The organism is Clostridium sp. TW13, assembly GCF_024345225.1.
Classification (GTDB): domain Bacteria; phylum Bacillota; class Clostridia; order Clostridiales; family Clostridiaceae; genus Inconstantimicrobium; species Inconstantimicrobium mannanitabidum.
In genome coordinates this window covers 3,350,505-3,363,583 of the sequence record NZ_BROD01000001.1, presented here as the reverse complement: position 1 = coordinate 3,363,583, position 13,079 = coordinate 3,350,505, and the positions used below count along the sequence as shown (strand labels likewise).

The window sequence follows — 13,079 nt, the reverse complement described above, 5'->3', positions numbered from 1 at the left end:
GTGAGAAAAAGGAAGATAACAACTTTTGATATAGTATTAATAGTAATAATGATTTTGGTTGCGATAATAACAATATACCCATTCTTAAATGTTCTTGCAGTTTCATTTAATGATGCCAATGATACAGTAAAGGGTGGAATTCATATTTTACCAAGAAAGTTTACTTGGCAGAATTATAAGGAAATATTCAGCGGAACAAGTAAGCTAACACATGGCTTTATAATATCAGTTTTAAGAACTGTAGTAGGAACTGGAGTGGGTGTTATAGCAAGTGCTATGGTAGCTTATACTTTAAGTAGAAGAGACTTCATATTTAACAAGGCTGTAGCTGTATTATTTGTTTTAACAATGTATGTAGGTGGAGGATTAATTCCTGAATACATGCTTATAAGAAATCTTGGATTAGTAAACAAATTTGCAGTTTATATATTACCAGGTTTAATTAGTGCATTTAATGTAATTATAATTAGATCTTTTATAGATGGATTGCCTGAGGCACTTCAAGAATCAGCAAAGATAGATGGTGCAAACGATATAACAATATTCTTTAAAATAATATTACCGTTATGTGTACCAGTAATTGCTACAGTATCATTATTCATAGCAGTTGGCCAATGGAACAGTTGGTTTGATACTTACCTTTATGCAAAGAGCAATGATGGCTTAACAACATTGCAATATGAATTGATGAAGGTTATGGATAATGCTTCAGCATCAGCTAAAGTAGATCCACATAGTTTAACAGCTAGAACAGTTAATTCAAACCCAGAATCAATAAAAATGGCAATTACTATGGTAACAACAGTACCAATATTATTGGTATATCCATTCCTTCAAAAGTACTTTGTGTCAGGTATGACAATAGGTGCAGTAAAGGGTTAACAGGTTAATAATAAGATAATAAAACTGAAGTTAATAATTATCTTATTTTTATAAAATTTCTATAAATAAAAATATTAAATTTAATTATTATAAGGGGGATTATCATGAAAAAGAGAAAGCTTGTATCAGTTATATTAGCAGTAGCAGTAGTTGCTGGTACTATGGTAGGTTGTGGTTCAAAGGACGAAAGTAGCAATAGTGCTACACCAAAAAAGGAACTTGACAAGAGCCCAATAACATTAACATTCTTCACAGCAGATACAACAGATGATATGCCATTTACAGATGATGTTGCTAAGGAGATTACAAAAAGAACTGGTGTAACTTTAAAAATTACTCATCCAGTTGGAGGAGATACACAAGCAATTCCATTAATGATTGCTAGTGGAGAATATCCAGACTTAATATATGCAAAAGGTGATACTGGAAAGTTAATTGACGCAGGAGCACTTTTAAAACTTAATGATTATATCGATAAGCAAGGAGACGATCTAAAGAAGTTATACGGAGATCAACTTAAGAGATTAAAGTATAGCGAAAAGGATCCATCAATATATACAGTTGGTACTTATGGAGTAAGTTCAGCTCCTTGGGATACTAGTGGAACTTTACAATTACAAAATGGGGTATTAAAGGAACTTAACTACCCACAAGTAAAGACATTAGATGATTTTGAAAAAGCATTAAAAGATTATAAGGCTAAGCATCCAGATAAGATTGGGTTATCTTTAATGGGTAGTGACTGGAGATGGTTAATCACTGTTGGTAATACTGCTGGTTATGTAGCAGGATATCCAGATGATGGACAATGGATAGTTGATGAATCAACTCAAACAGCTAAATATAAATTTACAGATCCAAAATTAAAAGACTTCTTCAAATGGTTAAACAAATTAAATGATGAAAAATTATTAGATCCAGAATCATTTACACAAAAATATGATCAATATATAGCTAAATTATCAGCAGGTAAAGTAATCGGTATTGCAGATTCTACTTGGGATTATGGTACAGCTACTACAAGTTTAGTTGGAGCTGGAAAAGAAGATCAAACATTTGCTAAATTACCAGTAACTTTAGATGCAAACACTAAATGTCCAGCATTAAAGGACTATGGCTTTGGCGGAGGCTGGGGAATCGGTGTTTCTGCAAATAGCAAGAATAAAGATAGAGCATTCCAATTCCTTAACTGGATGGCATCAGATGAAGCTCAAGTTTTAATTAACTGGGGTATACAAGACAAACACTACAAGATGGAAAATGGTAAGAGAGTAGTATTACCAGAAGTTCAAAAACAAAAGAACACAGATAAAGATTTCGGTAAGAAAACAGGTGTAGGACAATATGTTTACCCATTCCCAGAAAGAGGAGATGGAGCTAAGGATTCAACTGGAAATTACTACACTACAAATAGCCCAGAAACTTATACAGCTAACTACAACAAAGCTGAAAAAGAAACTTTAGCAGCATACAAAGTAAAAATGTGGCCAGATTTATTCCCAACACCAAAAGACTTAGGTGGAGTATCTAAACATGGTCAAGCTTACCAATATAATATTCCAAGTGATAGCGACTTAACAGTAATCCAAAAGAAATGTGATGATTATACTCAAAAAGCTATAACTCAAGCAATTCTTGGAAAACCAGCAGATTTTGATAAAGCTTGGGATGAAATCCAATCAACATTAAAGAGCTACAATGTAGACAAAGCTAACGAAGAAATGTCTGCTCTTGTAAAAGAAAAGATGAAGTTATGGAACTAATTTTAGGTTAGTTGCAGAATATATAAATTAACTGTTTGAAATATTAAACTTGGTTAAGGTAATAACTTTAACCAAGTTTTTTTATAATTAATTATATTTTAAAGTTTCATTGATTTTTGTATTTTGGAATGCTGTTATTTGAGCAAGTGCATATGTTGTTGGCAGGTTAATTAATCTTTATATATGTATGCTGTAAAAAGTTTCTGCACTTTGATGTATAGGATATATATAGCTAGTATTCGTATAGAACTGTTCCATAATAATGTTGTTGGACAAGTTACAAAAATTCGACATTTTTTTCACCAACATTTAGATGGAACACTTCTACATAAATATATATTGGATTAATACTTGCATTGATATTTAGAAAATTACGTACTTTTAATAATTAACAGTATTAATAACTTACCTTTTCTATATTTACAAAATATAGAAAAGGTAAGTCTCAATAAATATGGAGGTAAATATGAATTATTATCAGGAGAAAATAGAGAATGATGATATAATCCCGGCTAAAATTTATATACGAAAATCAGAAGGTGGAAATTGTCATTATCCAGTTCATTGGCATAAAAATCTTGAATTTGATTTAGTTCTAGAGGGAACTATTGAAGGTAAGATCAATGGCAATAAAGTAGAAGTTTTAGCAGGAAACTTTTTTTTTGTAAACAGTGGAGAGTTACACGAAACTGATGCACAAGATAGAAATAAGATGTGTTCTATTACTATCCTATTATCTTATAATTTGCTAAGAGAATATTGCTCAGATATTGATTCGTATTATTTTGATTTTACAGATAACAAGAAGGCTCAAGATAAAGTAAGGAATTTAATTATAAAATGCGCTGAATTATATGAAAAACAAGAAGAATTTTATTCACTTGAGATATCAATTTGTTTAAGACAGATATGTAGTGTTTTATTAAAAGAATGTAAAAAGAAAAAACAAGAAATTAATTATAGTAGATATGAAGAGAAGAGTTTGCAAAATATTAAAAAGGTAATTACATATATGGAGGAAAATTATGAAAACACTATTTCACTTGAAAATATAGCAGATGAAGTAGCTATGACTCCTAATTATTTTTGCAGATTTTTCAAGAAAACAACAGGGGAAACCTTCTACAACTACCTAAATGAAATAAGACTATATCATGCTCATAGAGAAATCATAAATAGTGATTCATCTATTACTGAAGTTGCTTTAAATAATGGTTTCCCTAATGTGAAATCATTTATTGAAGTTTTTAAAAAGTGCTATAAAGTTACTCCAGCGAGATATAGAAAACAATTTTAAATAAGGTAGAGTAAAATTTTATAAAGATAATAATTGCCAAAAACAAGTCAAGAAACAACAATACTTTGAAATAAAGTGATGATAATATAATGAATGAAAGGAAGTGAAATTTATTTTATATTTTAAGTAGATATATTAACACATAATTCTTTGTATGTAATTATCACAATAAAATATATAAAATTTATGTGGTATACGGTTACATGGCTAATTTGTATAATAAAATCATGATAAGAAATCATAATTAAGGAGTGATAGTATGAAATTTAGTAACGGTTGCTGGCTAAACAAAGATGGATATCAAGTATCAAGTCCAGCTGAAGTATATAGCACAAAAATAGAAGATAATGTTTTAACAATGTATTCTCCATGTCGTAAGATTACACAAAGAGGGGACACATTAGGTGGGCCCGTAATAACATATAAAATATCATCACCATTAAAGAATGTAATAAGAGTTCAAGCTTATCATTATATGGGGATAAATCAAAAAGCCACTGAATTTGAACTTAATGAAGATAAATCTACTAAAGTTGAAATAAATGACTTAGAAAATGAAGTGACATTTAAATCAGGTAACTTAACAGCTAAAATTAATAAAGAAAACTGGTTAATGGAATTCTTAAGAGGTGAAGAAAGATTAACTTTCACTGGGAATAGAAATGCTGCTTATATAGTAACTGATGAAAAAGAAGTGTTTATGAGAGAACAATTAAGTCTATCCGTAGGCGAATTAGTATATGGTTTAGGTGAAAGATTTAGTCCATTTGTTAAGAATGGTCAAACAGTTGATATATGGAATGAAGATGGTGGTACAAGTACAGAACAATCTTATAAAAATATACCATTCTATATGACTAACAAAGGCTATGGTGTTTTTGTAAATGATCCAGGAAAAGTATCTTTCGAAGTAGGATCAGAAAAAGTTACAAAGGTTCAATTTAGCGTTCCAGGTGAATCTCTAGATTATTTCATAATTGGTGGAGATAGCATGAAGGAAGTTATTGAAAACTATACAACTTTAACAGGAAAACCAGCATTACCTCCAGCATGGACTTATGGCTTATGGCTAACAACATCATTTACAACAAATTATGATGAAGAAACAGTTACTAGTTTTGTTGATGGAATGGCAGAAAGAGATATACCACTAGAAGTATTCCACTTTGACTGCTTCTGGATGAAGGACTATAACTGGTGTAACTTTCAATGGGATAAGAGAGTATTCCCAGATCCACAAGGTATGCTTAAGAGACTTAAAGCAAAAGGACTTAAGATCTGTGTTTGGATAAATCCATATATAGCTCAAGAATCTTCATTATTTGAAGAAGGTAAGAAAAATGGATACTTCATAAAGACACAAAACGGAGATGTATGGCAATGGGATATGTGGCAACCAGCAATGGCTATTGTAGACTTTACAAATCCAGCTGCATGTAAATGGTATGGAGACAAGCTTAGAGTTTTAATGGATATGGGAGTAGATTGCTTCAAGACTGACTTTGGCGAACGTATACCAACAGATGCAAAATATTTTGATGGATCAGATCCATTTAAGATGCATAACTACTACACTTACTTATACAACCAAGTAGTATTCAATGTTATCAAAGAGAAAAAAGGAGAAAATGAAGCTGCTGTATTTGCTAGATCAGCAACAGTTGGTGGACAAAAGTTCCCAGTACACTGGGGTGGAGATTGCAGTGCCGATTTTGAATCAATGGCTGAAAGCTTAAGAGGTGGATTGTCATTATGTATGTCAGGATTCGGATTCTGGAGCCATGATATGGGTGGATTTGAAAGTACAGCAACACCAGATGTATACAAGAGATGGGCTGCATTTGGATTGTTGTCATCACATAGCAGATTACATGGTAGTACTTCTTACAGAGTTCCATGGGTTTATGATGAAGAAGCAGTTGATGTTGTAAGATTCTTTACTAAATTAAAATGTAGCATAATGCCATATTTATTTAATACTGCTAATGTGGCATCAGCAACAGGTATCCCAATGATGAGATCTATGATATTAGAATTCCAAAATGATTTAAATTGTAATTATGTAGATCGTCAATATATGCTAGGAGATTCAATACTTGTAGCTCCAATATTTAATGATAAGGGAGAAGCTAACTACTACTTACCAGAAGGAACTTGGACAAACTTCATAACTGGAGAAAAATATGAAGGCGGAAGATGGGTTAAAGAACATCATGGATATCTAACTGTTCCAATGATGGTACGTGAAAATAGCATCATAGCAGTTGGAAACCAAAATAATAAACCAGAGTATGACTATAGAGAAAATGTATCTTTATATGCATATGAATTAAAAGAAGATGTTAAAGCAACAGCAAGAGTTCTTGATACAAAGAGCAATGTACAACTTGAAGTTGAAGCTATTAAGACAGGTAACACAATAGCTATAAAAGCTGTTGGAACTGATAAGCCATGGAGTTTTGTATTGAAAAATGTTAAGAATGTATCTAAGGTGGATGGAGCAGAGTTTTCAGTAGAAGAAGATGGTACAAGAATTACTTTAGTATCAGGAAACTGTGAAGTTAAATGTCACTTAGCATAAAAACTAGAATTGGTTAATAGTGATATATGAATATATGTTTATATAGATTATTTCCAAGTTAAGAAGCCATAACAGAATACAAATTACAATGTTTAAAGCTATGCGGTTTTGAAAGCTGCATAGCTTTAGATACAAGTTATAGGAAAATGTAATGATTAATTAATAATAAATAAGAAATAAATTTGAAAGTAAAGATCAATCCTTGTTTTTATATTGCAGATTAATATAATATATAAGTCTTAAATAATATTCTACATAAATACCCAATAGAGTAGTAAGAACGTGTAGTTTATTTATTGGAATATATATAAGTACTATATTGAATAGTTTAATATTTGTAAGCATGAGGTAAGCCTGAAAAGAATAATCTTTTTAAGGTTGATAGCAGATGCAAATTTAAATGGGATAGATATAAATTATAGATAGAACGAATATGTTGCTAAGGATATAAAATTCTCTAAACCAAGAAAAATAGATATGGATTATAGATAGATTAATAGAGCAAAATCTCAATCAAATTTAGGTTTAAATATCAAATGTCAAATAGATATAAGTTATAGATAGATTAATACGAGGAGGAAAAACGATATGTCAACTCATACGTTAGATAACCAACCAAAGATAGATAAGAAAATAGAAGAAAAGATAGAGAAATTAATTAGCCAACTAACTTTAAAAGAAAAAGCAGGTATGTGTCATGGAGCTGGATTATTTAGAACAGAAGTAATAAAGAGATTAGGAATTCCAGCTTTAAAAATGTCAGATGGCCCAATGGGCGTTAGACATGAGTTTCCAAATGCTAATTGGGAACCTATAGGCAATACAGATGACTTTGTAAGTTATTTACCTTGTAATGCATCTTTGGCTTCAACATGGAATCCAGATTTAGCATATGCTGAAGGTTCAGTTTTAGGAAAAGAAGCAAGAGGTAGAGGAAAAGATATAATTTTAGCACCAGGTATAAATATAGTAAGAAGTCCGTTATGTGGTAGAAACTTTGAATATATGTCAGAGGATCCATATCTAATAAGTAAGTTAGTTGTACCTTTTGTTAAAGGTGTACAAGAAAATGATGTAGCTGCATGTGTAAAACATTTTGCAGTTAATAATCAAGAAACTGAAAGATTGAATGTGGATGTAAAAGTAGATGAAAGAACATTAAGAGAGCTATATTTACCAGCCTTTGAAGCAGCTGTTAAAGAGGGGGATGCCTACTCAATTATGACAGCATACAATAAGCTTTTTGGAGTATATTGCTCACATAGTCCGTATTTGCTTGAAGAAATACTAAGAGAAGAATGGGGATTTGATGGGGTAACTATATCTGACTGGGGTGCAGTGCATGATACAAAGGAAGCTGCTGAAGGCGGATTAGACATAGAAATGTCTGTTACTTATAACTTTGATGATTATTTCTTTGGAAATCCACTTATCGAAGCTGTAGAATCAGGAAAAGTCAGTGAAGAAATCATTGATGCAAAGATTAGACGAATACTAAGATTGATGTACAAAATAAACATGTTCTCTGAAGAAAGACAAAAGGGAGAATACAATAGTCCAGAAAGTAGAGCAAAGACACTAAATATAGCAAGAGAAGCAGTTGTACTTCTAAAGAATGAAGAAAAGATTCTTCCTCTTGATGAGAAAAAGATAAAAACATTAGCAGTTATAGGTGATAACGCTAATATAATTCAATCAAATGGCGGTGGCTCTGCTGAAATAAAAGCATTATATGAGATAACACCTTTACTTGGAATCAAAATGAAGCTTGGTGGAAATACAGATATTAAATTTGCAAAAGGATATACAGCAAACAAAGATGAAAAAGAAACGTTAATGAATGAAGCTGTAGAACTTGCAAAAACTTCAGATGCAGTCGTAATAATAGGTGGACTAAAGCACACTAAAGAAAACTTTGTATTATTCTCTAATGCTTTAGGTTCAAATAGAGAAGATGGAGAAAAGATTAACATTGATAGTGAAGGCAATGATAAGACAGATTTATCTTTACCATATGATCAAGATGAATTAATCAAGAGAATATTAGAAGTAAATAAGAATGCGGTGGTTGTTATGCTTACTGGATCTCCTGTAGATATGAGTAGCTGGGCAGATGATGCAAAAGTTATAGTTCAAACTTGGTATAACGGTATGGAAGGTGGTAGAGCTTTAGCAGATGTATTATTTGGTGATGTTAATCCATCAGGAAAGCTTCCAGTAACATTCCCTAAAGTATTAGAAGATTGTCCAGCACATAAGTTAGGAGAGTTCCCAGGCGGAGAATCTGTTAATTATGGAGAGGGTATATTTGTTGGTTATAGATACTTTGACACATATAAGGTTGAACCTCAATTTTGCTTTGGGCATGGATTATCTTACACTGATTTTAAATATAGTGATTTAGTTGTTGCAAAGGATGAAAATGATGATAATGCAAATATAGTAGTTAAATTTGCAGTAACTAATATTGGAGACAGAGAAGGTGCTGAAGTAGCGCAATTATATGTAGCAGATCTAGAATCATCTGTGGAGAGACCTGCTAAAGAATTAAAAGGCTTTAAGAAAGTTTGGCTAAAACCAGGTGAATCAAAGGTAGTTGAACTTGAAATAGATAAAAAAGCATTAGCCTTTTATGATGTAACACAAAAGAAGTGGATTGTTGAACCAGGTGAATTCACTATATCTATAGGAAGTTCTTGTAATGATATTAGATTAGAAAAATGTATGTCAGTAAATAATTCTTATAGAGCATAATTTGTGAAATTGATTTTTATTAAAGCATATTATTTATGATGGGTTGGATATAGTTTAAAGCAGATAGAGTTCATTAAATATAGTTATTTAGTGAAAGAATATTTTGTGTAAGGAAGGCTAGGGGTATGGAAAAGTCAAAAGTAAATAGCAATTTAAGGTTATGGTATAACACACCTGCAAAAGAATGGGTAGAAGCACTTCCAGTTGGAAATGGCAGACTTGGAGCTATGGTTTTTGGAAATGTGTCAAAGGAAAGAATTCAATTAAATGAAGATACCTTATGGGCAGGAATTCCAAGAGATACTCAAAATTATGAATCACATAAATATTTAGAAGAAGTGAGATCATTAATAGTTAAAGATAAATTTTTTGAAGCTCAAAAATTGATGAATGATAAATTACTTGGAGCATACACTGAATCATATTCTCCAATGGGAAATTTATATTTAGACTTTCAACATTCATCAGATGCATATATTAATTATAAACGTGAATTAAATATACAGGAGGCTGTGCTAAGAATTAGTTATGATATAGAGGATGTAAATTATAGAAGAGAGATATTCGCCTCTAAGCCAGATAATGCAATAATAATGAAATTTGATGCAGACAAAGTTAATAGTATTAGTTTCATAGCTCATTTAGATAGTTTGCTTAGATATGAAGTAGAAAGTATTAGTCCAAATTCAATAGCGTTAAATGGAAGAGCACCAATACATGCTGTACCAAGTTATGAACAATCAGATAATGCTATAATTTATGATGAAGATAATAGAATGGGCATGACATTCCAAACTAGAGTTAATGTAAAATTAGTGGGGGGGACGGTTAGTACTAAAGATGGTGTACTTAGTGTAGAAAATGCAAATAGCGTTATTTTAGTAATAACAGCTCATACTAGTTATAATGGCTTTGATAAAGAACCAGGCACTGAGGGTGTTAATCCCATAGAATTATGTAAGAACACTATAGAAAAAGTAATAAATAGATCCTATAGAGAGATATATAATATTCATGTTATAGACTATATGAAATTATTTGATAAGGTAGAGTTTGACTTAGGTGATGCTGATAAAAATAGCATCCCAACAGATGAAAGATTAAAACGTGTAATTGAAGGAGAACAAGATTTAGCCTTAGTAACACTATATTTTCAATATGGCAGATATCTATTGATTAGTAGTTCAAGAAAAGGAACTCAACCAGCTAACCTTCAAGGTATATGGAATGAAGACTTAAGGCCAGCATGGAGCAGTAATTATACCACTAATATAAATGTAGAGATGAATTATTGGCCAGCTGAAGTTTGTAATTTATCTCAATGTCATGAGCCTTTATTTAGAATGTTAAAAGAGTTATCTATAACAGGAGCTAAAACAGCCAAAATTCAATTTGGATGTGATGGATGGACTGTTAATCATAATGTGGATTTATGGAGACATTCAACTCCAGTTGGTGGTCATATCATGTGGGCATATTGGCCAATGGGGGCAGCTTGGATGTGCCAACATCTTTGGGAACATTATGACTTTACAAGAGATCAGAAGTTTTTAGAAGATGAAGCATATCCTCTAATGAAGGGAGCGGCTACTTTTTTATTGGATTGGTTAATAGAAGATAAGGAAGGTAATTTAGTAACCTGTCCATCAACTTCTCCTGAAAATGCCTTTGCAGATGAGAACGGAAATGCTTGTTGTGCTAGTATAGGATCTACTATGGACATGGCTATAGCAAGGGATTTGTTTACTAATTGCATTGAAGCAAGCAAGATATTAGATGTTGATAATGATTTTAGAGAAACGTTAGAAAAGGCAAAGGCTAAGTTACTACCATATAAAGTAGGAAAGCATGGCCAAATTCAAGAGTGGTTTAAGGATTTTGAAGAAACAGAACAAGGTCACAGACATATGTCACATCTATTTGGCCTATATCCTGGGAAGGAAATAACTGAAGAAACCAACAAAGAAATTTATGAAGCTTGCAAAACTACAATAAGTAGAAGACTGGTTGCAGGTGGAGGGCATACTGGTTGGAGCTGTTCTTGGCTAATTTGTTTATTTTCAAGACTTAAAGATGGAGAGTCTGCATATAATTATGTATTGACATTATTAAAAAAATTGACATTATCTAATTTATTTGATGTATGCCCTCCATTCCAAATTGATGGTAATTTTGGTGGTACAGCAGGGATAGCAGAAATGCTAATTCAAAGTCATAATGGTGCAATAGAGATTTTACCAGCAATTCCTAAGGCTTGGAAAGATGGTTCAGTAAAAGGACTAAGAGCAAGAGGTGGATTTGAAGTTGATTTTTCTTGGGAAGATGGTAAAGTTAGAAAGATTGAAATAATATCTGATAATGCAGCACCACTTAAATTAAAATATAATGATAAAGAAATTGAAATTGCAGCATTTAAAGGAGCTAAGTACGTTTTTAATAAGGATCTTAGATTAACGTTAATAAAAACAAAATAATATGTTTACCAAAAAGAATTTAGTTAACAAATATAAAATACTAAGTTATTAATATAAAGATAATCCCTTTAAAGCAAGTCACTTGAATTGAAAAATTCATGTAACCTGCTTCTTTTCTTATTAACTATATTGGTTTTATTTGATATAGTTAATAACTTGTCAATACATAGCTGTTACTTCTTAAAACTACAAGTTAATTAAAGTAATAATTAATGTGATACCCCATCTAAAGTTACATTCTTAAAATCAACAGTTCTCAAAACTTTATTGCTGTTTAGTAATTTTATAAATAACTGTTTTACTGCAACACAAAATTGGTTTGCCTTGTTTTTAATATCCCAAACATATAAATTAAGATAATAATTCACATATTTCGTGGCAATCCCCATGAATTTTTCTATATATCTAATAAAATTAAATCCATTATTTCTGGCTGTTTTGTTATCTAAGTATTCCCCTGTTTTGGTTTTATACCGTTTCGATCTTTCTAACTCTATTCTAAACTTATTTTTCTTTGCAAAACTTATATACGAAAAATTTCTTGCTGTACATAGTATTGACTTTGGTTTCACTAACGGAGATAAGAACTTTCTTGCATCTTCATAATTTACTACACTATTGTCTATTCCTCTTAAAACTATATTTTTTGAATCATCTATGCAGCTTATTACTCTTATTCTTTCATTCATAGGTGCTTCAAACCTTGAATATTTTAATCTAGCTTTTTTAGTTTCTAAAGGAATTTTCTTATTTCCTTTTAAGTTTTTTCGCATCATAAAATCATCAACTTGCACATGATGTGACAACTCACTCGCCATTACTTTACTCTCAATAGAACTTAATATCTTATGTCTCCACGCAAAAGCTGTTTTAATATTTATTTTTAATTCCTCTGATATTGCTTTCAATGTCATACCCTTAGCCATGCAGCCTAAATATTGTATCCATACGTGAATATCTTTTTTACTGTAGCTTAATGGAGATGTGGTAACCTCAGAAAAAGTTTTATCACAGCATTTACATAGATGTCTTTTATACATATTGGTGCCTGACTTTGTGTATCCATATTTTATTATGTTGATACTGCCGCAGTGTGGGCATTTGGCTATGTTTTTAGCTGATTTTAAAAAGTCGTAATAGTAGTTTAAACAATCTTTTATGTAAGTTTCCTTAAATTCTTCATTGCATTGGTTCGTTGAAAATAAATCTAATTTATTAGTCCTCACCTCAATCACTCCATTCAGAAAATATGTTCTCTCTGAATTTTTGACTGATTATTTTTTTATATTCACTGTGATTAAAATTTTTTATGAAGAATTAAGGAGAGG

At 31.2% G+C, this 13,079-nt stretch carries 7 protein-coding genes; 6 read left to right on the top strand and 1 reads right to left on the bottom strand.

Annotation, left to right across the window (positions count from 1 at the left end):
* Positions 1 to 48: 48 nt before the first annotated feature.
* From OCU47_RS15585 to OCU47_RS15560, 6 genes are all read left to right on the top strand, one after another.
* Positions 49 to 882, top strand: coding sequence for a carbohydrate ABC transporter permease (locus OCU47_RS15585; protein WP_261830643.1), 834 nt, complete (start codon positions 49 to 51; stop codon positions 880 to 882).
* Between the two features lie 104 nt (positions 883 to 986).
* A complete protein-coding gene (locus OCU47_RS15580; protein ID WP_261829530.1) occupies positions 987 to 2,645 on the top strand; it encodes an ABC transporter substrate-binding protein in 1,659 nt (552 codons plus the stop codon).
* 466 nt (positions 2,646 to 3,111) lie between these two features.
* Positions 3,112 to 3,942 (top strand): AraC family transcriptional regulator, encoded by an 831-nt coding sequence (locus tag OCU47_RS15575; protein WP_261829529.1) that lies wholly within the window; start codon positions 3,112 to 3,114, stop codon positions 3,940 to 3,942.
* A gap of 259 nt (positions 3,943 to 4,201) precedes the next feature.
* Complete coding sequence (gene yicI, locus OCU47_RS15570) at positions 4,202 to 6,523, top strand: alpha-xylosidase (protein ID WP_261829528.1); 2,322 nt, start codon at positions 4,202 to 4,204, stop codon at positions 6,521 to 6,523.
* Between the two features lie 588 nt (positions 6,524 to 7,111).
* Entirely contained in the window at positions 7,112 to 9,277 is a 2,166-nt protein-coding gene (locus OCU47_RS15565; RefSeq protein ID WP_261829527.1) for a glycoside hydrolase family 3 C-terminal domain-containing protein, read from the top strand.
* Positions 9,278 to 9,402: 125 nt separating this feature from the next.
* Positions 9,403 to 11,751: a glycoside hydrolase family 95 protein gene (locus tag OCU47_RS15560; RefSeq protein ID WP_261829526.1), complete on the top strand. Its 2,349-nt coding sequence runs from the start codon at positions 9,403 to 9,405 to the stop codon at positions 11,749 to 11,751.
* A 209-nt stretch (positions 11,752 to 11,960) separates the two neighbouring features.
* Here OCU47_RS15560 and OCU47_RS15555 read toward each other — a convergent pair whose 3' ends face one another.
* Positions 11,961 to 12,977, bottom strand: a complete 1,017-nt coding sequence (locus OCU47_RS15555; RefSeq protein WP_261829525.1) for an IS1595 family transposase — start codon at positions 12,975 to 12,977, stop codon at positions 11,961 to 11,963.
* Positions 12,978 to 13,079: the final 102 nt, after the last annotated feature.

Coding starts and splice junctions, on each gene's coding strand:
- OCU47_RS15560 (WP_261829526.1), top strand. CDS start 9,403: ATGGAAAAGTCAAAAGTAAATAGCAATTTAAGGTTATGGTATAACACA.
- OCU47_RS15580 (WP_261829530.1), top strand. CDS start 987: ATGAAAAAGAGAAAGCTTGTATCAGTTATATTAGCAGTAGCAGTAGTT.
- OCU47_RS15575 (WP_261829529.1), top strand. CDS start 3,112: ATGAATTATTATCAGGAGAAAATAGAGAATGATGATATAATCCCGGCT.
- yicI (WP_261829528.1), top strand. CDS start 4,202: ATGAAATTTAGTAACGGTTGCTGGCTAAACAAAGATGGATATCAAGTA.
- OCU47_RS15565 (WP_261829527.1), top strand. CDS start 7,112: ATGTCAACTCATACGTTAGATAACCAACCAAAGATAGATAAGAAAATA.
- OCU47_RS15585 (WP_261830643.1), top strand. CDS start 49: ATGATTTTGGTTGCGATAATAACAATATACCCATTCTTAAATGTTCTT.